The organism is Bellilinea sp. (genome assembly GCF_053501535.1).
Genome location: NZ_JBRCOK010000035.1, coordinates 1 through 22,393, shown reverse-complemented (window position 1 = coordinate 22,393; position 22,393 = coordinate 1). Strand labels below are relative to the sequence as shown.

The following is a 22,393-nucleotide window of genomic DNA, read 5'->3' as shown; positions in this document are numbered from 1 at the left end:
GGAAGAAATGGTGGGGTCAGCTTGCCAAAAATTTAAAACTGTCTTCATTCCGTAATAACAAACCTTCATTTTTTTAGGTTTCTATCCAAAGGCATATTTCATTATACCTTTCAAGATTGAAAAAATTGGGGTTGGGAAATCGTTTCTATTTTTTTGCATCCTTGACTATACTTTGGTTGTTTGATGTTATTTATGTACTCAGGAGTGGCATCATGAAACCATCCGGACGTTATCGTTGGTTTGTGGTAGGGGTGTTTTTTGTCTTTATGCTTCTGCACCAGGCGGATAAGTTACTGATTGGCCCATTGACTACCCCAATCATGGAGTACTTTCAAATAGATGAAGCCCAAATGGGGTTGGTTTTTTCTGGCGCAATCCTGGTTGGAGGAATTTTTTATCCCTTATGGGGATATCTGTATGACCGTTTTGCGCGGGCAAAATTACTGGCCTTAGCTTCATTGATCTGGGGAGCCACAACATGGTTGAGTGCTCTGGCAAAAACTTTTGGCGTATTTGTGGTGACCCGCGCGTCAACCGGGATTGATGATGCCAGTTATCCCGGTTTGTATTCTCTGATATCGGATTATTTTCCGCCGAAAACCCGTGGTAAGGTTTACGGCCTCTTGCAGATTGCCAGCCCGCTTGGTTATATGATCGGAATGGTGCTGGCGATTACCTTGACGCAGGTGATTCAATGGCAGGGCATTTTCATCCTGACCGGTTCATTGGGAATTGTGCTGGCGTTTGTCATTTTTACCTCCGTCAAGGAAATGCCGCGAGGGGGTACCGAACCCGAGTTGGAAAATATAGAACAGCATACCCATTACCGTTTTGAATGGAAGACGGCTCTGGGTTTATTCCGCAAAAAGAGTCTCCTCTTGTTATTTACCCAGGGCTTCTTTGGGGTTTTCCCATGGCAGGTGATCACTTTCTGGTTCTTCCGCTATCTGGAAACCGAGCGGGGTTTTGATTCCAATCAGGTGCTGGTTACGATGGTTATTGCCGTTTTATTTTTAGCAGCCGGCTACCCGATTGGTGGAGCTTTGGGAGATTACTTCTTCAAAAGGAATTTGCGGGGGCGTTTGATGGTTTCAGCATTCGGTGTAATAACGGGTGCGCTTTTGTTGTGGTTTTCACTCAGTATTCCCGAAAACAACACTTTGTTTTTCACTATTTCCATGGCTATTACGGCTGTATTCATCCCGTTTGCCGCACCGAATGTTCTTTCAACGGTTTATGATGTAACTCTGCCAGAAGTAAGATCCACAGCCAATTCAGTGCAAAATCTAATTGAGCAGGGAGGATCTGCTGTTGCACCTGCGTTGGCGGGTTTAATTGCGGTCAATTCATCTTTGAAGGATGCGATTCTGATCATCTGTGTGGGTGCGTGGATTCTGTGCTTTTTGTTTTTCTTAGGAGCAATTTACCTGTTGCCGCGTGATATTCAAGACTTGCGCCGTCAATTGGCAGAAAGGGCTGAGAAAGAAAAAATGGCGATACCTGATGGCAGTGTAAAAGAAAAATTTGCCTCTGCCCCAGCACAGGACTGACCATGAATTTCGCATTTCTGCCGTTTTTGTTATTGCTTGGGTGGGTGGTTGGAATTTTCTTGAATTATCTGGCGGATGTTTTACCCCGCACACGCCGGTTGAGCGCACCTCACTGTCATCGGTGTAATGAGAAAATCAGCCTTGTTGATTTTTTTCTATTAAGAAAATGTATCCATTGTGGCTCAACCCGCACCAATCGAACGAGAATTATTCAGAGTCTTTCGGTTGCCCTCATACCGGTCATTTTCTTTTTTCCCCCTGAGCGATTTGGTTTTTGGGTGACACTCCCTTATTTTTTATATTTTGCTCTCGTTTTCATCATGGATGTTGAACATCGGGTGGTGCTGTACGAAGTGGTTGGGGCAGGTATTTTGCTGGGTATTCCAATAGGGATTTACTGGAATGGCTGGCTGAACACCATCATTGGTGGTGTTGCTGGTTTTGGGATCATGTTCGTTCTTTATTATTTTGGTGTACTTTTCAACCGGTGGATGTCCAAACGGCGGGGAGAGGAAATTGAGGAAGTTGCATTGGGATTTGGGGATGTCAACCTCAGTGGAGTTCTGGGCCTTATCTTGGGGTGGCCAAAAATAGCAATCAGTTTGTTCTTCTCGGTTGTGGCAGGCGGAGTATTCAGTGGGTTGTATCTGCTGGGCAGTTTACTTGCCCGGCGCTACCGTCCATTTACGGCTATTCCTTATGCGCCATTTCTGGTAATTGTTGCGGTGGTTTTGTTCTATCTCGCCTGATGTGCTCACAGGTGCGGCCCGGTTGCCAGCACCTCTTTTGTGACATTGTTGGCAAATTGGGTGCAATTGTTTTCAAATTGCATGATCAGGTTGCGAGCATACTCCTGATAGGCTTGCTTGTCCTTCCAGTTATATTGAGGATTCAGCACCTCTGAGGGAACACCAGGGCAAAACAGGGGAATGTGCAGTCCAAAAAATGGTTCCTGCCGGAAAGGCACTTCATCCAGGTCATGATTAAGTACGGCAGTGATCATTGAGCGAGTGTAAGGAAGATTGATACGCTTGCCAACCCCGTACGGGCCGCCAATCCAGCCTGTGTTGATTAGCCAAACCCGAACTTGATGGCGTAATATTTTTTCACCAAGTAAATCGGAATAGCGGTTGGGGTAAAGCGGTAAGAAAGGCGCTCCAAAGCAGGTTGAAAAAGTCGCCTGTGGTTCGCTGCCTAATCCTGTTTCGGTACCGGCTAGTTTGGAAGTGTAGCCGGAAAGAAAATAATACATTGCCTGTTCGTAGGTCAAACGGGCAATGGGCGGCATTACCCCAAAAGCATCAGCGGTCAGGAAGAATAAATTTTCTGGGTGGCCGGCATATCCCTGGCTGAAGCTGTTCGGGATAAAAGATAAAGGGTAAGCCCCTCGCGTATTTTCGGTATATTGATCGGAGTCAAAATCAACCAATCGGGTAATCGGATCATAAACAACATTTTCCAATACAGCACCGAAACGATTGGTGGCGGACCAGATCATCGGCTCATATTTAGGGCTGAGGCGGATGGTTTTTGCATAGCAGCCGCCTTCGATATTGAAAATGCCTTCGTCTGACCAACCGTGTTCGTCATCCCCGATCAACTGGCGTTCGGGATCAGAAGAAAGCGTAGTTTTGCCGGTACCACTCAACCCAAAAAACAAAGCTACATCGCCGTTTTTACCCACATTGGCAGAACAGTGCATGGAAAGTACACCCCGGCGGGGTAAAAGGTAATTCATAATCGTGAAGATTGATTTCTTTATCTCACCCGCGTAGCCAGTACCGCCAATTAAGACGATTTTCCGCTCAAAGTCAATCAAAATGACCGTACCGGAACGAACACCATCGCTTTTCGGATCAGCCTGGAAGTTTTCGCTTTGGAGGATGATGAAATCCGGAATCGTATGGGGGATTTGTGAAACTGGAACAGGGATTAATAAATTGCGCGAAAACAGGTTGTGCCAAGCTTTTTCGGTGATGACCCGAATAGTAAGCCGATAGTTCGGATGAGCGCCGGCATATACATCCTGCACAAAAAGGTCTCTGCCCTGAAAGTAGGCAAGAAACTTTTTATAAATTTGATCAAATGATTGTGGAGAAAGAGGTTGGTTGACTTTCCCCCACCAGATTTCTTCTTCCAGGTGTGGGTAATGAACAATAAACTTATCATTGGGAGACCTGCCGGTATGTTTGCCCGTATAAGCAATCACTGCCCCATCACAAGAAAGGGCAACTTCATTCCGTTTTATTCCTTCCTCAATCAGATTTGCAGAGGCGTAGTTCCAGTAAACATTACCAGTGTTTTGAAAGCCATGGTTCTCAATTCCGTAATTTGATGGAATTCCAAAGGCTTGCATCAAATTGATTTCTCCTTGTTATGAGTTTATGGTTTAAGGAGTATTCTCCGACCAACCCGAATACCAGTACCAGATAACGTCGGATGCCGGTTTACCGTGAATTGAGGCAGAGGCATCTTGGATGGCAACCGGAGGGAAGAACCCTTGCGAGATGACGCCATCAATCCATGAGCGCTCATTTACGGTTGTAAGAAGGGCTTTGTAAATCTCAACCTGAATTTGCAGGTCTTTGGATAATTGCTCTGGTGAAGAAAGCGGGGGCGAAAACGTATCGGTTATCGGACAATTGTTGGTGGTACAAACTGTTTCCTGTACCTGCGCCGAAGGAACAATGACCGCTACAAAAACTGGTTTATTGGTTGATTCGCGAAGTGGCCATAAAACCGAATCAAGGTAATTTGCGATTTGCTCAATTCTCTCTTCCGATGATAATGCGGAGGAAACCGTTGCTGGAATGGCAAGTTGAAGATACAGAAAATCTACGCGGTCCAGCCATTCCGGAATAACTGGATTCTCATCGGCGAGTAGGATATTCCAGCCAATCCTGCCGCTGTATCGCTGCCGGACGGCGTCCAAAATCAACTGCCAACGCTCTCCTGCGATATCCGGCACACCTGATGGTTGACCATCCGGGAGAATACCAGCTGGATAGGCAGGTGCTACGTCATTACCACCAAAGATGATTGCTGAAGAATTGGTTTGTGATGCTAAATCTGCAAAATGGAGGGCAAAGGTTTGATATCGTTCAAACCAGTTTTCCCACCAAATTTTATCAAGATGAGGTTGTGCCCAAATTTCCCCTTTGTCACGAATTTGCGGAAACAGCCATGCGGTAAGATTGGCTTGTTGGGCAGTTTGAACAGCCTGGATACTATCCTGCCACAGGGAATCTTTACCAATCTGCGGTTCAAAATTGGGGGTTTGAAGGTTTCGGTAAGACCAGGCAGGTGTGAGGACGATGGTATTGGCTTTCAGCAGGTTGATTTTATTAAGACCCCAAAACAGGTAAGGCTGCCAGCTGGGATTGTACTTGGGGCTGATTTCAATGCCGCGCACGAAATCAGGTGATCGAACCAAAGGCGTTGGGGCAATGATTTCGGTGGAACTCAGGGTGGTAGTCCAGTCGGACCATGCTTTAATCTCATCCCGGCGAATCTGGGGTTCACTGCCAATCGCCAACGGGTAACCGGTGGCTTGTAACCCAGCGGTGGCGACATCATCGGCATAACCACATTGGTCGTTGCGGCAGTAACGATATTGCAGGGCATTAAACATGTTCAGAGGACTGTAGAGGACAAACAACCATTGATTGTTGCCCAACGGCCACATCGGCAACGGATTGGTCCACGTGTATGGATTAAATTGAATTGAAACACTATCCTCGATTGGAGTGTTATTGGGGGAGCTCACCAAAAAAGTGATGGGAGCATTCTTTCCAGATTGCCATGTGTCAACCTGATCGGTGATGGTGGTATCCTGGGATGGTACAATGATTTGCCTGACGACAAATCCTCCGTTTGGGTCATGTTCGGCATTCCAAAATCCATCCCCCAGGGTGTATTTGTATCGCAAATCGAACCCGGAAGGCAGGCGGAGTGTGATGGCGTAGGCATTTTCGGCAACATTTTTAAGCAAAGGCGCTCGTGCTGCAAGTACACTAAACCCACCATTCAATTCGTTAAACGTATTCCCGAGTGAATAGATGTTTCCCACCATTCTAACTGGCAAACCTTGCAGATTGGAGGGGGGTGTCTGCACGATAAAAGTAATATTAACCCATTTGGATGGAGAAAGGGGAGTAAGCGCAAAGGTGGTCGAATTCGCTGCGACAATTGCCCCTTGCTGAAAGGTTTGGAAGCTGCCATCCATGCTATAAATGACCAGATTATGAATACCTTCTGCCACATTCTCGACAATGAAAGTGCCATCGCTGGCAGTTAAGGTTTGAATCCCTCCAACAGAAACAAGGGCATTTGGGAATGGCGCTTTGGTATCGGAGTCAAACACCTGTCCTTTAATGGTCCCGGTTGGACCATTGAATTGAAAATCAGTCCAGCCGGCGATGGTATCCTGAACAAGGAGAGGATAATTGACAGCAGCCATGCGGTAACGGACTTGTTGGCCTTGAGAATTATATTCAACAAAATATGGAAAATTCCCCCTCAAGTAACGATACTTCACGATTGATCCAACCGGAAAAAGCAACTCGAGTTGATATGTCCCATCCGAGTTTTCAATCATGGGATAGCGTTGAGGATTCATCGCCAACCCAGTTACTTCATCCAGTATTTCCAGTGTAATTTCGCCTTTTGGGGCATCGGTTGGCGGTTTTGCTAGAAAAGTGACTTTGGTATAACTCAAATCTTGTTGGTTGACCGCTGCGGGGGCGGGCGCAGTTGGTGGTGAGCTGACCCACGAGGAAAAGTCCAATGAACATGCGCTGAGGAAGGTTAGAATTATCAGGACAAGGAATACAGTTTGAAAGGTGGTTGTTTTGTTTTCCATTTTCATCGAATTTCCCCAGCGAAAAAGTGTAATCAGAAAAAGAGAAACCGCTCTGGAAGGCTAATTCTGGTGAGCGGTTTTTTCATCCTGGTTTGTGAGAATTTTTTTGAATTTTTGCCTGATTTCCTGCTGTCGGTTGGCCAGGCTTCCCAAGACACCGTTTACAAAACGCGGTGTGCTGTCTGCCCCGAAGATTTTTGCCAGTTCAATTGCCTCGTTAATGGCAACTTTTACGGGTGTACATCCCTCCACCGCAAATTCCCACAGGGCAATCCGCAGAATATTGCGGTCAATTACCGCCACTTGATCCAAAGGCCATTCGGGTGCGTGCTGGGCGATAAAATCATCCAGTTGATGGGTGATTGGTAAAACCCCGTTGATGATGTCATAGGCAAATTTCACCAGATTTGCATCCAGTGTCTCGTCTTTGAGGCGCTCTTCCATGGCAGCCTGAGGAGAATGACTGGTCAGGTCGCATTCATAAAGCACCTGCAAGGCTAAGCTTCTTGCCTTGGTTCGGGGTTTCATAGCTCCTTCGTTGTTAATTTTCAAAAAGCAAAAATTTTCACAATTAAGAGGCAGTTATGCCGGTTTCAATGTCTTCCACATGAACATTGACTCGCCCAACTTCCATTCCTACCAATTCCGATACAGCGCGGGTAACCTGTTGTTGAATTGCCCGGCAAACTTCACGGACTTTTACATCACGATTGAGGACAACATAAAGGTCAATGTAAACACAATCATTTTCTACAGCAATCTTTATCCCCTCGCTCATGCCGCGGCTGAAAAAACGTTCCACTTCAGAGGGGATTGTTGCAAGCCGGTTAACACCGGGAACGCCTAAGGCTGTCAGCCGCGCAATAGATGTCAGTACTTCAGGGGCAATGGTGGTTTTGCCGGGGGGGCGGGAATTTTCGGTCATCCATCCTCCAATAATAAGGGTTTGGTTACCACACTTATCAATTATAACCTCTTCCGCAATAATCCATTCAAAAAATACCCTCAAGAATTATGGTGAGGAGCGGTTAAGCTCTGAATGAACTTGAGCGTTTGCGACTTTACCAAATCCAACTCCCGGTCTAATACGACACAATGTCCGCTGTTCTCCAACCATACCAATGATTTTTGAGATGAAGATAATTTTGAATAGATTAATTCCGAGCCGGAAGGATCAATCGTTTGATCTTTTCTGCCTTGAAAAATCAAAACTGGTTGCTTTACTTGAAGAATCTGGCGTAGAACCTCTTTTTGAAGTTTTTCAAGTTGCGCAACGGCAGCCAGAGCAACTACGTTGTAGCCCTGCCACGGTAAATTTTGATTTTGATCATCCTCTTCATTATCTTCAGGTAGATAATTCTTGGGCATGATTTTTATGAAAGGGGCAAGCCATTTTGCCCGCCAGATTCCATTGATCTTGATGGCAGGGGCATATAAGATAACCCCTTTGATAGAAGGATGATTTGCAGCAAGAAGAAGGGAGAGCAATCCGCCCATTGATTCGCCTGCTACAAAAACATTGGGGGTGTGCTGTAACTTTTCCAATCCAATTCGAGCAGTTTCGTACCAGTCCTGCCAGTGGACGCGGATCATATCTTCCGGTTGGGTGCCGTGCCCTGGAAGCAGGGGAGAAAAAACGGAAAATCCAGCGGCATGGAGGTGCTCTGCTAGCGGTCGAACCTCAACGGTTGTTGCTGTAAATCCATGCAGCAGAAGGATGCCAACCGGCTTTGTGCCTTGAAGAAAAAATGTTGAGCCATCGAGGTGAGGATTTTCAAAAACAGGACGTTTCATGGTTCATTTTTGAGATGTGAATTTGGGTAAAAGTGCGGTTGCATGAGGAAGTACAACTGCTTTGAAATTAGTGGGTAGGATTTTGCGCGCAAATTCTACGGCTTGTTCAAGAGACTTTGCAGGAATGAAAAAGAACTTTTTAACCAGATCATCCGGCATTTCCGAAATCAGGATGATGTGATTCCTTTTCGCCTGAAGGGCAATCTGGAAAGCTTTGTGAGGGCCGATCCGAAACTCCATTTGTTTAAATCTGGCAATAGCCTGATCAGGAGTGGAAATTTGTTCAAGAAATTCAACAGCCTTTGCGCTGCCAATTCCTTCGGGGCAGGCTGCAACCAGGACAATGACCCCGTTTGGGCGGGCAAACAGTGCAGCGTGGGTTATGGCTTTTTGCGCTTGATATAAATTGATATCTTTGGGATGCCCACCGGCTGAGGCAATAACAAGGTCACAAGATGAAGAAACGGGCACCCTCCATAAATCATCTGAAATGGAGATGCCTTTTTCCATTACTGCACGCGGTGTTCCAAAGAGTGCAGTTAAGATTTGGCGGTTGGCATTTAAAATCACATTCAAAGCCAGGTGAATTCCCATCAAATTCCCGATTTCCTCTACATCCTGTCGCATTGGGTTGTGCTGGTATTCTCCCAAAAAAGCGAGGGGATCATTCAACATGGCATGATTGTGATTGATCGTTTCTCTTCCGGCCAGGCCAATAGCCGCGCTTTTAGCGCCACCTGAATACCCCATGAAGTGATGGGGTTCGATATTCCCGGTAACGATTCGTAAATCAGCTTGATAAAAACGCTTGTTGACCCATACAGGCGTTTTCCGTTTCGTGTGACCCAGAAAAATCAAATTGTCTTTGTCATCGCAGTTATGAGAGAATATCCGGAATTTGTTTCGGTTAAGAATTGAAGCAGGGATGATTGCCTTTATCTGCTCATCTGTGGCAGGAGAGTGAGTACCTGTGGCGATGAAGAATTCGATCTCTTCGTCCGGAATTCCGTGTTCATTCAGCCAATCCAGCAAAGGAGGGAGTATAAAGGAATACGGCACCGGGCGAGTTTTGTCGTTTATGCTGATGGCGGCACATTTCGGTGGCGATGACCAATGGATGCCTTGCTGATCTAAAGGATTTTGTAAGGCTTGAATGACGACTTCGAGTGGATCGTCGGCCGGCCGGTATTCCTTTTGTTCGTAAAGGTCAAAAGGAAATTCTGGTTTGAAACGGAGTTGAGATGAACCATACGGAATTTGGATAGTTGCCATTTTAATGAGAAATTAGTGGGTCATCGAAGCGCTGGATTTCGATCCGATAGCCATTCGGATCAAGGATAAAGGCATGATAGATTTTGTATTTTGGGTTATAAGTTGGAGGTTTTTCTACGGTAGCCCCATTATTGATGAGTGTGGAGCACCATTCGTCCACATCATTGGTTACCAGGGTTAAGATAATTGACTTGCTGGGGGTTGGAATTTCTTCGCGGGAACAAAAGCCGATGAAACCTGTGGAAGAAATCCGAAAAATTTTACAGTCTCCTTGATCGCGTACCAAAGGGAGAGCGAGGATGTTCTGGTAAAAGTGGACGGTGGTTTTTAGATCAAGAACCGGTAAAAAGGTAATAAAATGATCAAACATTTTCATCGTAATCACCCGGCAATGCTGATTCCAATTAATCTGCCAATTCCGAAGGTGATTGCAGCAGCCAGCATGCCAAAGATCACCATTCGGGCGCCCGAGTACAAGATTGAACGACCCGTGAATAAGGTGATGGCAGCCCCAAGCACAAAAAGGCCGAACACACTCAATAAAATACTTAAAAGCAGGGCGGTGGTTCCGCCCAGAAATGTATAAGGAAGGACGGGTATGACAGCCCCAATGGCAAATAAAATAAAAGAAGTAATGGCCGCTTCCCATGCTGAGCCGCCAAGTTCCTCGGGGTCAATACCCAGTTCTTCGCGCGCAAGTGTATCCAGTGCGCCTTCCTTGTTTTGCATAATTTTGCGGGCCATTTGTGATGCCTGTTCGGCAGGAATGCCGCGGTATTCGTAAATCAAGGCCAGCTCCTCGGCTTCTTCCTCCGGGGCTTGTTCGATCTCAAGTTCTTCGATTTTTATTTGGTTAGCATACAATTCTCGGGAGGACTGAACGGAAAGCCATTCGCCGAGTGCCATGGAGAAAGCTCCTGCCAGTAAGCCGGCAATTCCGGCAACCAAAATGGAACGATTGTCCATGGTTGCTCCGGCTACGCCCATGACCAGGCTCAGGTTGCTAACCAACCCGTCATTTGCTCCCAATACGGCGGCGCGTAAGGCATTGCCTCCGGTTGAACGATGACGACCTTCCAATTGGGCGAGAGCGCTTCCCTCCATACCGCCACGGGCTAAGTTCTTAATCTGACCGAGAACAAGAGCGTGAGTTTGTTCATCTCTGGCCATGTGCTTTCCGGATTCGACTTTGAGATAAGCCGAACCGCCGTCTTTCTCCATAGCCTGCAGGCTTGGAATAATCATTTCAGGGCCGAAGCGTTTTGCCAGCCAGATTAATAGGCGAACGCGAAGGGTTGGTTGGAATGGGGGGGGCTCTACCCCTTCGGCGCGCAATTTTTCTTCCCAATTTTTGGCGTGTTTACGTTCTACAGCCGCCATTTTTTCATATACCTGGCGGATCCGTTCATCTTTTTCAATGCCTGCAAGCGCTTCGTAAATTGCCGCGCTGCTTAATTCATCCTCCCTGAAATCGAGATAAATTTTCTTATTTGCCATAATTGATTTTTCCTTAAGTCGGATTTATATGCAATTTTACTCTTTCTTGATTAAAAAAACGGAAAACAATTCCCAAGAATGACTTGTGAAAAATCTAATGTCCTGTAAAATATTAATATCATTATGATAGAAAAGGCGATTGGGGATTTATCACCTTTTCTTTCAAGCCAGTCTTTTTTAATCAATTTGTCTTAAACAATGCTTCATCTTTTTAAGGGATTACGGTTCAGGCTCACGCTGCTTATCTTGCTCGCAATCTTGCCAATGATATTTGCGGCGGGATTTTTTGCATTCAATTGGGGGATGAATATATACCGGAATCTCGAAAATCAAACCGAGCTGCTGGTCAATAGCGTTGCAGAGCGGCAATTGTGGAGCGTGGAAAATGCTCAAGTTGTCATTGCCGAATTAGGCGCGCGAGTTGACCGCAGGTTACCGTTGCAAATCTCGGAATGTAGAAAATTATTGAATGAGTACTATATTCGGGGAAGTTTTGTCAGTCTGGCAATTTTAAATGAGCAGGGAGATATTCTCTGTGATGTACCTGAGTCATCTTCAGTGAAAAATATTGCGGGGGTTGAATCTGTGTCCCAATCACTGGAGAAACAGTCATTACAAATCGGGACAATGCAGGTTGATCCGTTAACAGGGCGGATGGTGTTGCCGTTTGTATTTCCGATTCAAAGAGAGAATAGTAAGTCGAGCGGTTATATTTATGCCGGAATCCCAGTAGAACTGATCCAACAATTAATTATCCGCTCGGGCACCCCCCCGGAAACCGAAACCGTGATGACCGACTTGAGCGGGAGAATTATTGCAGTTCTACCTGAAAACCCTGATTTGATTGGGACGAAAGACCAGATTTTTGATCAAAAAATTTTGAATGACGAGCTGGTTAATCAGGGTAAATTTACTTCAGCTGGAATGGATGGCACTATTCGCCTGTTTTCTTATCGAGTAATTGCGTTTGAAGGTCAGCCATTCGCAATTTTACGAAGTGGATTACCCTTTGAAAATGTCAATCGAGAGTTTCAAAAACTGCTTTATACGATAGGCTTTTTGTTCATTGCGGTTTTCTTGCTCAGCATACTTCTGGCATATTTGATTAGTGGAAGAGTTTTGGAAAGGAGAAGCGAGCCGCTTTTGGATGCGGCAAAAAAGATTGCCCGTGGTGATCTGGCGGTTCGCACAAGACCGCGAACAAAAGCCACCGCAGATGGATTGTTGGAACTGGAAAAGACCTTCAATCAAATGGCGGAAGCGCTGGAGGAACGCGAGAAATCACACCGAAAAATTGAAGAAGCGCTGAAGGAATCGAACGAGAAACTATCGGCAATTATTCGTACTTCGCCACTAGCGATTGTTGTGGAGAACATGGAAGGAAGGGTGATTGAGTGGAGCCCGGCCGCAACTTCAATTTTTGGGTGGACAGCTTTTGAGGTTATCGGAAAAATGATACCGGTTTTGTCGGCGGATCAGGAGGAGTTTTTTCAGTCCATTCGAAATCGAGTTTTGGCGGGAAAGACCATTCAGATTCAAGAAGTCAAGTGTCGAACCAAAGATGGGAGGGAAATTCCGGTTGGTCTTTCTGCCGCCCTATTGAGAAACACCTCCGGTGAGGCTGCGGGGATCACCTACCTTTTTGCTGACTTGAGCGAACAAAAGAAGGCATTGGAAACTGTAACGGAAACCCAGCAAATGTTGTCGGTTTTATTACACAATCTGCCCGGTATGGCATACCGCTATTCTTTGAAAGAACGACGGATCACCTTTATCAGTCCGGGGTGTGTGGAGTTGACAGGGTATTCACCTGAAGAATTGCTGGAGGGCAACCCGATTCAATTTCAGGATTTGATTCATCCGGACGATCGTGGCGAAGTTGTCAAAACGATTGAGGAAACCGCCGTGGGAGGAAAACCATACCGGGTGATTTACCGGATTCGAACTGCCAACCGTCAGACGCGCTGGGTCCTGGAGCAGGGGGTTGGGCTGACCAACAATGGGGGTTCGGTGCATGTCGTTGAAGGGTACATAACGGACATCACGGAAGTCAAAAAGCGAGAAAGAGAAATGGAAGTGATTGCCTCGATCAGCGCTGTGATGCGTTCTGCGCGAGGTAAAACTGAAATCAGCAGCATTGTGCTGGACCAAATTGCCCGTCATCTCGATGCTGACGGAGGTGCCCTTGCTTTTCGTGAACCGACCGGATTGAGTGTGGTGGAAATGGCGGTGGGAATCCTCCGCCCAATTCAGGGTTATCGCTACAATCGTGGAGAAGGCCTGATCGGTAAAGTGATTGAAAGTGGAATGCCAATTTTTGGAGATGAAATCGGATTAGATAAAAGTTTCATGATAGCGGATATTGAAGACCGGGCAAATGCGGTTTTGTGTGTGCCCTTGCTTGAGCGCGAACAGGCGATGGGCAGCTTGCTCATAGTGCGGGAAAACCCCTTCTCTCAGGACGATTTGAGATTGGTTACTTCTATATCGGACATGGTGGCAACGGCAATTCGTCGGATCACTTTATATGAGCAAACCGAAAAGAGGCTGCAACAGCTGGTTGCGCTACGAACCATCGAAACAGCGATCACCTCCAGCCTCGATTTCCGCTTCACCTTGAGTATTTTGTTGGATCAGGTCGTATCGCAGTTGAACGTTGATGCTGCGGACGTGTGGTTATTTGATGCCAAGACCGAAAGATTGGTATTTGTAGCCGGTTGGGGTTTTCGCAGTCTGGAAATTCGTACCAGTCCTGCGTCATTGGGTTGGGGTTTGCCAGGAAAGGTTGCCCAGCAGCGATCTCCCATTTTTGTGCCTAATTTTTCTGAGTGGGAAGGGGAGAAAGAACATATTATCCCGTTAGAAAGAGAGGGATTAAATTCATATTATGGAACACCCATTATTGCTAAAGGCCAGTTACATGGCGTTTTGGAGGTATTTCAGCGACATACTTTACGACTGGATGCTGACAAACGTGAATTTTTAAATTCGTTAATATCCGGCGCAGCAATTGCAATTGACAATGCCAGAATGGTGGAAGATTTACAGAAAACGAATCGCGAGTTGGCAGCAGCTTATGATCAGACCATCCTTGGTTGGTCAATGGCACTCGAAATGCGCGATGCTGAAACGGAAGGTCATACCCGGCGGGTGGCTGAAGCCACCGTAAAGCTTGCCCGTGAAATGGGTTTGAGCGAATCGGAAGTAGTTAATGTTTGGCGCGGAGCGGTTTTACATGATATCGGTAAAATGGCTGTGCCGGATACTATATTATTGAAAAAAGGCGAGTTGACAACGGAAGATTGGAAGATTCTACGAAAACATCCGTTGTATGCTCAATCCATGCTTTCAGGAATTGAATTTCTGCAGCCGGCTCTCGATATTCCCACATTTCACCATGAGCATTGGGATGGCAATGGCTATCCATTGGGATTGAAAGGTGAGCAAATACCCCTGCCAGCGCGAATTTTTGCGGTGGTGGATGTGTGGGATGCTCTGCGTTATGATCGCCATTACCGGGCGCGCTGGGAAGAAAAAGATGTCATAGATTACATTACAGGTTTATCAGGAAAACAATTTGATCCGCGGGTCGTTGAAGTGTTTTTGCGAATGTTGAATGAGGGTAAGTTATAATCCATTTACGATGATATTCGAAAATATAATCTTCAGTAATGGTTTCGATAGATGGCTGACGGCACTGGGGACAGTGCTGGCTGCTTACGTCTTTTTTGCCTTACTGAAAAGTATTCTTGGTTCAAATTTTAAAAGCAGGGCGGAATTTTCCAAATTCCAAAGTTTTCGACTCCTTGATCGGATTGTTCACAATATTAAAGGCTGGTTTTTATTGTGGCTCAGTATTTACATAGGGAGTTTGTTTTTAGAGTTAAGCGAGCCATTGCTTTCTGTACGTTCAATGGTTACGGTTGCCGTTGTCTTGCTTCAGGTTGGTTTTTGGGTGCTGGGATTAATTGACTACTGGATTGAGCAGAAAGCACTCAGCGAGGATATGGGCGGGGAGCGAAAGACAACCCTGAGTGTGATGGGTGTAATTTTAAAAATTGCTGTATGGATTTTTGTTTCCTTAATCATCCTGGATAATCTTCCTGGTGTAGAAATTACAACATTGATTACCGGTTTGGGTATAGGGGGTATCGCGGTTGGTCTTGCGGTTCAGAATATCCTAAGTGATTTGTTTAGTTCAGTGTCAATTGCCTTGGACAAGCCCTTTGTAATTGGAGATACGATTAAATCTGGTGAATTTATTGGGACGGTTGAGAGCATTGGCTTGAAAAGCACCCGATTGAGGAGCCTGAGTGGTGAACAATTGATTATCTCCAATTCAGATCTGCTTTCCAGTCGAATACAAAATTTTAAGCGCATGGAGCGCAGGCGGATTTTGTTCTCCCTTGGGGTCACTTATGATACATCCCTCGAAAATCTTGAGAAAATTCCCGCGTTATTGGAAGATATCATCTCAACCAAACCCAATGTCACTTTTGATAGAGCGCATTTCAAGGAATTTGGTGTTTTTTCTTTGAATTTTGAGATTGTTTATTTTATCGAGGGCAGTGATTTTCGACAATTCATGGATGTTCAACAGGAAATCAATCTGGAAATCTACCGCAGATTTGGTCAGATGGGCATTCAGTTTGCTTATCCAACCCAGGTCGTTTACACTCGTCAAAATTGAACATAGTTAACTTTCGCGAATTTGCTCGATTACAGCGCGGTAGAATTCTTCCTGATATGGGGCAGGTCCATTGCCAATTACCTCGCGCACTTTTCTACGGGTCCATTCCACCATGCGTGTTCCGGTGGGGTTTTCTGGCGGGCTGAATTTCTCAAGGTTGATAATTTTGGTCGTGTCGGCAACGAATAGGATACGGCGGTCGGGGCGGTAAATTAGCGCCGAAAAGTACGATTCACCATCGCTGATTGGTTGTGGCAACAAAATCATGGTGATCAAAGTACGGTTGGCTGGTTCCCGGAAATAATAATTCAATCCGAACGAATCTCTTTTCAATGCGGGTGGACATTTCTCACCTGCAAGTTTCCAGTAAAAGCTCAGAAATTTATTTCCGTCTCGGTATAAAAACTGTAAAAATTGTTCAGGTGACGAGTGAAACAAAGAGGGGATGACCTCATCAGTAAAAATCTGAGACTGGGATTTTCCTTCATTCATTCACAATCACCACTTATACAATAATTAAAACGAAAACAAATTTCAACCAATCGTCAAATCTACATAGCGAATGATCTAAGAACTGCTCAGGGTTGAGGAACGAGGATAGATGTGGCAACTTCATAAGCCGCGCGCAGGCCGGATTCGATAGCGCCTTGAATCCAGGCGTGATATAAGGATGTATGTTCTCCGGCAAAGAAGATTCGCCCTTCGGGATTGCGAATGTGATCATAAAGCAATGTCTGTTGACCGGGGTCAAATAAGGCGAAGGCGCCGCCGGCAAATTCGTCGTCATGCCACATGTAGGAGTGGCCAACCTCAAATTCATCCTGAGCACGTGGGTGAATTGCGGTGACATTCTCCAGTGCCTGACGAAGCCTTTCATCCGGGGGGAGTGATCCCCATCGTTGGGCGTCTTCACCCCAGGTGTATGAGGCTAATAAAACACCTCGTCCGGTTGGATTGGGTTGTTGCGGGTAATACATATTGCGTATAGCCAGATCAGTAACTGTACCGCCACCCGCAATACCTTCCTCTTCCCAAAAACGTCTGCGAAACTGGAGAAATATTTTGGCGGAGGCGTCATAATGCAACTGTCGGATAGCCCGCTGCTTTGCCGGACTGAATGCTGGGATTATTTCAATATGGCGTAAGACCGGAAAAGGCAGGGTGATGATGGCATAATCGCCGGTCAGGGTATGCTTGCCTGAAATCGAGCGAATGTGAAAAGTCACTGAGGCGTCATTTTGCTCAATGGCGGTAATTTTTTGACCATACCAGATGTTCTCCCTCAAGTCCGCCAAAAAAGCATTCGGGAGTTGATCCATCCCTGCTTCGATGGTGACCATTTCCCTGTAATATTGACCAACTTCTTCTCTCAACAATTCCAGAAATGATGAATTCATGATGGCTTCCTGATTAAAAAGCAAGCCAAAGCGCTCAATAGCGGCTTCTGACCACCCTTTTATTTCTAAAAATTCTCGGACGGAATATTCATCGTATTCACGGACAATTGAATCCCAAGCGGAATTGCCCTCTTTTTCGACTTTCCTGATAAAAGGTTGAATTGCTTCCAACCATAATTGTTCAGCGCTTTTTTGTTTTTCTGCGTCAGTTAACTTATATCCAAAAAATTCGGTGGTTTGTTCTGCTTCACCCATGCGGATTTTTTTGCAGTTGATAAAAATATAGGCGGATGGATTGTGATTGATGAAAGGGATGGTTTTGAGTCCAAATTTATTAATATATGCCAAAGTTAAAAAATGATTTGTGGGGATACGCATTGCACCAGCCTCTGCAAACAGCCCATCCGAAAAGGGATGGCGCAATGTCAGGATGCGACCGCCGACACGCTGCTGGGCTTCGATGATTTGAACCTCATAACCAGCCCGCTTTAATTCGCTGCCGGCTACTAATCCAGCAACTCCCGCCCCCGCAACGAGTATTTTTCGGGATTGGGACGTTTTCGGCAATCCTTGATGAATCCATTCCAAATATTGGGTTTCATCGAATAATTGAAGATTCATGTTTTCACCTCTGAATTTTCAGTTAAAGAACATAATTCGGGTATAATCAGGCTGATTTTATCTTTTATAACATTTTTCTTGACTTCAAGGAATATAAAATGGGAATTGACACAGTACAAGACGGGGTTGTTGTAGCGCTCGAATACTCTTTATGGGTAGATGGAGAGATCGTTGACAGCTCGAATGGAACTCCATTGGAATACCTGCACGGGTTTAACAATATTATTACCGGTCTGGAAAACCAGCTCAACGGTTTGAGTGCTGGCGAAGAGAAAGAAATTGTTGTGAAACCTGAAGATGCCTACGGGCAGTATCATCCCGAGGGGGTGTTTGAACTACCAAAATCGCAATTTCCTCCTTCCTTTCCCTTTGAGATTGGCTATCCCTTCCGGGTACGAACGGATCAGGGTCAAATTCTGAATGCTCGAATTGTTGGCTTGAAGGATGAGGTGGTCGAGATTGACACAAATCATCCGCTGGCGGGTAAGGAGTTGCGGTTTTTTGTGCGGATTGCAGGACTCAGGGAAGCTACCGACGAAGAATTGATTTCGGGCAGGGTTGGAGGCGGATGCGCTACCTGCGGTTCAACAAGCGGCTGTGAAAGTTGCGGCTAGAAATTGGTTTCATTGTAAAAAGTAACCCGATCCCGTCCGTTCATCTTTGAATTGTACAGTGCCCGGTCTGCCCGCTGGAGCAGTTCATCCAGAGAAAGGCCGGGTTCGTTTACGTTGCTTGCCAGGCCGATGCTCAGCGTAATGGGGATCGAAACACCGCCGGCTGTAATGGGCTGCTGAGATAGGGCTTGCCTTAACCGTTCGGTCAATCTCCGTGCGCCTTCCTGAGTTGTTTCGGGCAGTAAAATAACAAATTCATCTCCACCGTAACGTCCCAGAATATCAACCTTACGCAGTACGGCCTGCATACACCGCGTAATATGAACCAGTACTTTATCGCCTGTTTTATGCCCAAAGGTATCATTCATTTCTTTGAAGTGATCTACATCAATCATAACCACCGATACCGGGCGTTGATAGCGTTTTGCCTGTTCCATGATTCGTGAAGCAATTTCGAGGAAATAGCGCCGGTTGGCAACGCCGGTAAGCGAATCCTGGGTAGCCAGTCGTTCCAGCGCGGCCTGAGCTTTTTTGCGCTCCTCGATTTCTTTTTGCAGAGCAACGTTCCTGAGTTGATAAATTTCGGCATCTTTGCGGGCGTTTTCAACCTCGTGAATGACCTCAAGCGTTTTCAGACGACGATCTTTGTCCTCGTTATACACAATTTGATACACGGACATATATTTTTCGTATTCTTCGAGGGCTTGCAAGTAATCTTCGGCACTCTTGTAGGCCTGTGCCAGTGCCTGATGACATTCCATCTGTTCATTTTGAGCGTTAAATTCATCAGCAATGGTCAATGCGGCCTGTAATGCCTGCACAGCAGCCGGAGTGTTGCCCATCGAAAGATGAATCATTCCCATCTTTCGATAGGCTCTGGCCAGTTCAAGACGTTTATCGAATTTTTTTGCCACATCGGCAGAGAGTTGAAAGAAATTGAGCGCCAGCCCAAATTCTCCTCGTTTGAAATAAACCTCTCCCAGTGTATTGAGCGCTTCAACTTCTCCCCGATGAATGCCTAAATTCTGGTAAATTTCTACGCCGCGCAATCCGGACTGCACCGCGCTTTGGTGGCGGCCACATTCGGCAAATGCCTGACTGAGATAGACCTGCACCGCGGCTTCCAGTTTCAAATCGGTCAGATACTGGGCGAGATCAAGTGCCGTCTCTAAATGGGGGAGGGCTTTTTCGGCTTCGCCCAGCAAAAGATAAAGTTTACCCAGTTTGATGCGCACAGCCGCTTCGCCGTTTTGATTCTTAAGATTTTGAAAAGCAGAAAGGGCGCGGATCAGGTATTGGAGTGCTTCGGGATAAGACCCCATGATGATCATGCCACTGCCAAGGCCCAATAACGCCTCGGCAGTTTCGTTCGTGTCAATCGCGGGGTTGAAGCATTCCAGAGCGCTGATGTAACACGGAATTGCCTGATGGTATGCGTCCAGTTCCAGCAGGGCTTTCCCCTGGGCAATCAAAGCCCGCCCCAATACTTTGCGGTGTTCCAGGCTGGAGGGTGCATTTTCCCCGGCCAAACGGGCTGCTTCGCGAGCCAGTTCAAGAGCACGCTTGGGGTTGCTTTGGGTCAGCGGACCGGTGCGTCTGAGCAGCGCTTCGATCTTCTGAGCAGTGTTTTCTCTGGTTGAAATTAGAAGATTTTCTGGTTCAGTATCGCTCATCGTTTATTTTTCCCCCTGCAATGGTGCAATTTTGATGCCGGGGAGAGGTTGTTGACTCCTGGGCCGCTCCCCGGCGGTTTGTATTTAAGGTGTGCGAATTTCAGCTTCGAGGTTGATTTCGCCGTTCTTTTCAAAAATGAGCGTGACGGGCAACTTTTCCCCGGCTTTCAACTCTTGCTTGAGGTTGATCAGCATGATGTGATAGCCGCCCGGTTTAAGTTCCACTTTGCCGCTGGCGGGAATTACAACGCCGTCCACTTTTTGCATTTTCATGATATCGTTTTCCATGCGGGTTTCGTGAATTTCCACCGTTTCGGCAACGCTGGTTTTGGCGGCAATCAGGCGATCATCCTGTTTAGTTTGATTATAAATCACCATATAAATTGCGCTGGTTTTACCGCCCGTCGAATTGTGGTTTTGTTCCATTGGCATGGAGCCGGTTGTGGCGCGCGCCCAGGCATCCTGGACGCTGATCGAATTTTGCGGCGGGGCGGAGCAGGATACCAGCAGAATGAATAACAGACCCAGCAGTAAACCCTTTTTCATGACTGTACTCCCAAAGTGATGTAAAATGTGATTTTATGATAAAATTATATCAAATAATATCCAAAATGTAGAATAATCAAAAGGTTGTACCATGATTCGCGAAGTTCGGCACCAAAAAATCATCCAGTTGATCACCCAGCACCAGGGCATGAGTGTGGGTGAATTGAGGGCAGCGCTGCAGGTTTCTGCCATGACCCTTCATCGCGACCTGAACGTGCTCGAATCCAGGGGTTTGGTGCGCAGGGTTCACGGTGGTGTTGTGATCAGCGGGACGGATTCTGGAGAGCTTTGTGTTTACTGCGGTAAGCCAGCCCCGGCAAGGACTCGAATGATGTTCTTCACCGAAACCGGGCAGAGGCTGATTGCCTGTTGTGCCCATTGCGGCATGGGACTGATGCGGCATGCCAAAGGCATTTCCGCCGGGCTGGGGGTGGATTTCATCCATGAAACGGTGGTGGATGTTCCGCGCGGCTACTTCCTGGTAGAGCCGGATGTGCAGGTGTGTTGCAATCCGGCGGTGCTGGTTTTTGCCCGCAAAGTAGATGCCGAACGAATGCAAAAGGGGTTTGGGGGAAAAATAATGAACTACGCTGAGATTTATTCGTGTTTTATGGATGCGCCGCTGTCCGAATTGCCTTGCGGCGGTTCGAGTTGAACGAAGTTGTTTAGCTCCAAGAGGAACTCTTCCATATCCAGCCCGTAATTCCAGACGGCATCCGCAATCGTGTCGAATTTTGACATCCAGCAGCCAACACAAACCATGCGGTGGCGGATAAATACCGGAATGGTGGCGGGGTGATCGCGCAATAATTCGCTGATGCGGGCAGTCGGATGAATTTTGGCGGAAGGTTGACTCATATTCAATTTCCGAATTCTATCTTTTCATCATACCCTGTAATGAGCTGGATTATTTTGCGCAAAATCAATCCCTCGGGGTGGAATTTTCTTCTCAGTTTTCCTCTTCGGCAATTTTTACCAGTCCATGAGGATAAAGAATGATGAGGCGCTCTCTCCCCGAATGAATCAATCCCTGCGTTTCCCATTGGGAGAGGGTGCGGCTGACGGTATAGAGCGTGGTTCCGACCATTTCGGCAAGGTCTTGACGGGAGAGGGGCAGGTTGACCTCTACACCGCGCTCGGTTTTTACGCCAATTTGATTTGCCAGACGGAGAATCATGCGCGCCAGCCGGCGTTCTACCCGCTGGGTAGCAATTTCAGTGAAGCGCTGCTGAAATTCCTGGACATGCTCGGCAAGGATTTTTACCGCATTGATGGCCAGTTGAGGATATTTGACCAGCAACTGGTCGAGGGTGGCTTTGGACCAGACGATGGCGGTGCAGGGTTCGATTGCCTGAGCCGAAACCGGATAATGCTCGTTTTCTGCCAGGGCTACGGCCCCAAAGGGGGTAACGGGCACGATGATGCGCAGTAAAATTTGCTGACCGTCCGAGGTAAATTGCGACAGGCGCACCTTGCCCTGGGTGAGCACATAAAAGGCTTCGGCAGGATCATCCTGCATAAAGAAAAATTCCTCGGCGCTGACCTTTTTTTGGCGCCCGGCGTACAGGATGGTTTCAACCTGTGCAGGGGAGAGGTTTTTAAATAACCCAAGGTCTTGCGGGCGAGAAACAGGCTGAAACGGCATAGAGAGATTTTAACACAAAGCCAAGGCGGGTCAGGTGGTGAACTGCGGCTTGACAAAAGTCATGATGCAGAGATGACAAACCTCTTAATTGGTGGGGAAGTTCGTTTTTTCAACATTTTTACTTGACTGCTGTTGGTGATTTTGCTAAAATTTATGCAGAATTTACGCCAAATTTACGGGGAATTTACCAGAACTTAACGCATTTTTTATGGAGGTGAGAACAAGGGGGAAAA

General features: G+C 46.6%; 20 protein-coding genes. 6 read left to right on the top strand and 14 right to left on the bottom strand.

Translation table 11 applies throughout. The features are described 5' to 3' along the window. Positions 1-212: 212 nt before the first annotated feature. On the top strand, positions 213-1,550 hold the full coding sequence (locus ACWIZX_RS03715) for an MFS transporter (RefSeq protein WP_448334857.1): 1,338 nt from the start codon (positions 213-215) through the stop codon (positions 1,548-1,550). Between the two features lie 2 nt (positions 1,551-1,552). After that, positions 1,553-2,299, top strand: coding sequence for a prepilin peptidase (locus tag ACWIZX_RS03710; protein ID WP_448334856.1), 747 nt, complete (start codon positions 1,553-1,555; stop codon positions 2,297-2,299). Between the two features lie 5 nt (positions 2,300-2,304). Here ACWIZX_RS03710 and pckA read toward each other — a convergent pair whose 3' ends face one another. The 8 genes from pckA to ACWIZX_RS03670 all read right to left on the bottom strand — a co-directional run bounded on the left by pckA (position 2,305) and on the right by ACWIZX_RS03670 (position 10,974). Then, positions 2,305-3,906 (bottom strand): phosphoenolpyruvate carboxykinase (ATP), encoded by a 1,602-nt coding sequence (pckA, locus tag ACWIZX_RS03705; RefSeq protein WP_448334855.1) that lies wholly within the window; start codon positions 3,904-3,906, stop codon positions 2,305-2,307. A 33-nt stretch (positions 3,907-3,939) separates the two neighbouring features. Further along, positions 3,940-6,411 carry a glycoside hydrolase family 113 gene (locus ACWIZX_RS03700; RefSeq protein ID WP_448334854.1) on the bottom strand — a complete coding sequence of 824 codons (2,472 nt, stop codon included), beginning with the start codon at positions 6,409-6,411 and terminating at the stop codon, positions 3,940-3,942. A 60-nt stretch (positions 6,412-6,471) separates the two neighbouring features. Then, positions 6,472-6,939, bottom strand: a complete 468-nt coding sequence (nusB, locus tag ACWIZX_RS03695) for a transcription antitermination factor NusB (RefSeq protein ID WP_322791715.1) — start codon at positions 6,937-6,939, stop codon at positions 6,472-6,474. A gap of 43 nt (positions 6,940-6,982) precedes the next feature. Further along, on the bottom strand, positions 6,983-7,336 hold the full coding sequence (locus ACWIZX_RS03690) for an Asp23/Gls24 family envelope stress response protein (protein WP_322791716.1): 354 nt from the start codon (positions 7,334-7,336) through the stop codon (positions 6,983-6,985). 80 nt (positions 7,337-7,416) lie between these two features. Beyond that, positions 7,417-8,205, bottom strand: coding sequence for an alpha/beta hydrolase (locus ACWIZX_RS03685; protein WP_448334853.1), 789 nt, complete (start codon positions 8,203-8,205; stop codon positions 7,417-7,419). Between the two features lie 3 nt (positions 8,206-8,208). Then, entirely contained in the window at positions 8,209-9,477 is a 1,269-nt protein-coding gene (gene larA, locus ACWIZX_RS03680) for a nickel-dependent lactate racemase (RefSeq protein WP_448334852.1), read from the bottom strand. A 1-nt stretch (position 9,478) separates the two neighbouring features. Beyond that, positions 9,479-9,853, bottom strand: coding sequence for a VOC family protein (locus tag ACWIZX_RS03675; RefSeq protein ID WP_448334851.1), 375 nt, complete (start codon positions 9,851-9,853; stop codon positions 9,479-9,481). 5 nt (positions 9,854-9,858) lie between these two features. Further along, positions 9,859-10,974, bottom strand: coding sequence for a VIT1/CCC1 transporter family protein (locus ACWIZX_RS03670; RefSeq protein WP_448334850.1), 1,116 nt, complete (start codon positions 10,972-10,974; stop codon positions 9,859-9,861). 303 nt (positions 10,975-11,277) lie between these two features. Between ACWIZX_RS03670 and ACWIZX_RS03665 the strand changes: the two genes are divergently transcribed. Beyond that, entirely contained in the window at positions 11,278-14,607 is a 3,330-nt protein-coding gene (locus ACWIZX_RS03665; protein ID WP_448334849.1) for an HD domain-containing phosphohydrolase, read from the top strand. Further along, complete coding sequence (locus ACWIZX_RS03660; protein WP_448334848.1) at positions 14,591-15,664, top strand: mechanosensitive ion channel family protein; 1,074 nt, start codon at positions 14,591-14,593, stop codon at positions 15,662-15,664. The genes ACWIZX_RS03665 and ACWIZX_RS03660 overlap by 17 nt, the downstream gene beginning before the upstream one ends. A 6-nt stretch (positions 15,665-15,670) precedes the next feature. On the opposite strand, the gene ACWIZX_RS03655 is transcribed toward ACWIZX_RS03660, so the two are convergent. Together ACWIZX_RS03655 and ACWIZX_RS03650 are read right to left on the bottom strand one after the other, a co-directional pair. After that, positions 15,671-15,976 carry a hypothetical protein gene (locus tag ACWIZX_RS03655; RefSeq protein WP_322791723.1) on the bottom strand — a complete coding sequence of 102 codons (306 nt, stop codon included), beginning with the start codon at positions 15,974-15,976 and terminating at the stop codon, positions 15,671-15,673. Positions 15,977-16,242: 266 nt separating this feature from the next. Further along, positions 16,243-17,682, bottom strand: a complete 1,440-nt coding sequence (locus ACWIZX_RS03650) for a flavin monoamine oxidase family protein (RefSeq protein ID WP_322791724.1) — start codon at positions 17,680-17,682, stop codon at positions 16,243-16,245. A gap of 98 nt (positions 17,683-17,780) precedes the next feature. Between ACWIZX_RS03650 and ACWIZX_RS03645 the strand changes: the two genes are divergently transcribed. Continuing rightward, positions 17,781-18,296 (top strand): FKBP-type peptidyl-prolyl cis-trans isomerase, encoded by a 516-nt coding sequence (locus ACWIZX_RS03645; protein ID WP_322791725.1) that lies wholly within the window; start codon positions 17,781-17,783, stop codon positions 18,294-18,296. On the opposite strand, the gene ACWIZX_RS03640 is transcribed toward ACWIZX_RS03645, so the two are convergent. After that, on the bottom strand, positions 18,293-19,969 hold the full coding sequence (locus ACWIZX_RS03640) for a tetratricopeptide repeat-containing diguanylate cyclase (RefSeq protein ID WP_448334847.1): 1,677 nt from the start codon (positions 19,967-19,969) through the stop codon (positions 18,293-18,295). The two genes, ACWIZX_RS03645 and ACWIZX_RS03640, sit on opposite strands and share 4 nt — an antisense overlap. Before the next feature lie 84 nt (positions 19,970-20,053). Continuing rightward, on the bottom strand, positions 20,054-20,515 hold the full coding sequence (locus ACWIZX_RS03635; RefSeq protein ID WP_448334846.1) for a copper chaperone PCu(A)C: 462 nt from the start codon (positions 20,513-20,515) through the stop codon (positions 20,054-20,056). A gap of 91 nt (positions 20,516-20,606) precedes the next feature. On the opposite strand from ACWIZX_RS03635, the gene ACWIZX_RS03630 reads away from it, so the two are divergent. Continuing rightward, positions 20,607-21,170: a DeoR family transcriptional regulator gene (locus ACWIZX_RS03630; protein ID WP_448334845.1), complete on the top strand. Its 564-nt coding sequence runs from the start codon at positions 20,607-20,609 to the stop codon at positions 21,168-21,170. Here ACWIZX_RS03630 and ACWIZX_RS03625 read toward each other — a convergent pair. Next, the gene (locus tag ACWIZX_RS03625; RefSeq protein WP_448334844.1) at positions 21,113-21,373 is read right to left on the bottom strand and encodes a DUF1858 domain-containing protein; all 261 of its coding nucleotides are present in this window, start codon (positions 21,371-21,373) and stop codon (positions 21,113-21,115) included. The genes ACWIZX_RS03630 and ACWIZX_RS03625 overlap by 58 nt on opposite strands. A gap of 91 nt (positions 21,374-21,464) precedes the next feature. After that, positions 21,465-22,160: a Crp/Fnr family transcriptional regulator gene (locus ACWIZX_RS03620; RefSeq protein WP_448334843.1), complete on the bottom strand. Its 696-nt coding sequence runs from the start codon at positions 22,158-22,160 to the stop codon at positions 21,465-21,467. Between the last annotated feature and the right edge of the window lie 233 nt (positions 22,161-22,393).

Excerpts from the sequence above, each read along its gene's own strand:
- ACWIZX_RS03630 (WP_448334845.1), top strand. The coding sequence starts at position 20,607 with ATGATTCGCGAAGTTCGGCACCAAAAAATCATCCAGTTGATCACCCAG.
- ACWIZX_RS03660 (WP_448334848.1), top strand. The coding sequence starts at position 14,591 with ATGAGGGTAAGTTATAATCCATTTACGATGATATTCGAAAATATAATC.
- larA (WP_448334852.1), bottom strand. The coding sequence starts at position 9,477 with ATGGCAACTATCCAAATTCCGTATGGTTCATCTCAACTCCGTTTCAAA.
- ACWIZX_RS03620 (WP_448334843.1), bottom strand. The coding sequence starts at position 22,160 with ATGCCGTTTCAGCCTGTTTCTCGCCCGCAAGACCTTGGGTTATTTAAA.
- ACWIZX_RS03700 (WP_448334854.1), bottom strand. The coding sequence starts at position 6,411 with ATGGAAAACAAAACAACCACCTTTCAAACTGTATTCCTTGTCCTGATA.
- ACWIZX_RS03625 (WP_448334844.1), bottom strand. The coding sequence starts at position 21,373 with ATGAGTCAACCTTCCGCCAAAATTCATCCGACTGCCCGCATCAGCGAA.
- ACWIZX_RS03690 (WP_322791716.1), bottom strand. The coding sequence starts at position 7,336 with ATGACCGAAAATTCCCGCCCCCCCGGCAAAACCACCATTGCCCCTGAA.
- ACWIZX_RS03685 (WP_448334853.1), bottom strand. The coding sequence starts at position 8,205 with ATGAAACGTCCTGTTTTTGAAAATCCTCACCTCGATGGCTCAACATTT.
- pckA (WP_448334855.1), bottom strand. The coding sequence starts at position 3,906 with ATGCAAGCCTTTGGAATTCCATCAAATTACGGAATTGAGAACCATGGC.
- ACWIZX_RS03710 (WP_448334856.1), top strand. The coding sequence starts at position 1,553 with ATGAATTTCGCATTTCTGCCGTTTTTGTTATTGCTTGGGTGGGTGGTT.
- ACWIZX_RS03645 (WP_322791725.1), top strand. The coding sequence starts at position 17,781 with ATGGGAATTGACACAGTACAAGACGGGGTTGTTGTAGCGCTCGAATAC.
- ACWIZX_RS03650 (WP_322791724.1), bottom strand. The coding sequence starts at position 17,682 with ATGAATCTTCAATTATTCGATGAAACCCAATATTTGGAATGGATTCAT.
- ACWIZX_RS03675 (WP_448334851.1), bottom strand. The coding sequence starts at position 9,853 with ATGAAAATGTTTGATCATTTTATTACCTTTTTACCGGTTCTTGATCTA.
- ACWIZX_RS03670 (WP_448334850.1), bottom strand. The coding sequence starts at position 10,974 with ATGGCAAATAAGAAAATTTATCTCGATTTCAGGGAGGATGAATTAAGC.
- ACWIZX_RS03665 (WP_448334849.1), top strand. The coding sequence starts at position 11,278 with ATGAATATATACCGGAATCTCGAAAATCAAACCGAGCTGCTGGTCAAT.
- nusB (WP_322791715.1), bottom strand. The coding sequence starts at position 6,939 with ATGAAACCCCGAACCAAGGCAAGAAGCTTAGCCTTGCAGGTGCTTTAT.
- ACWIZX_RS03635 (WP_448334846.1), bottom strand. The coding sequence starts at position 20,515 with ATGAAAAAGGGTTTACTGCTGGGTCTGTTATTCATTCTGCTGGTATCC.
- ACWIZX_RS03640 (WP_448334847.1), bottom strand. The coding sequence starts at position 19,969 with ATGAGCGATACTGAACCAGAAAATCTTCTAATTTCAACCAGAGAAAAC.
- ACWIZX_RS03715 (WP_448334857.1), top strand. The coding sequence starts at position 213 with ATGAAACCATCCGGACGTTATCGTTGGTTTGTGGTAGGGGTGTTTTTT.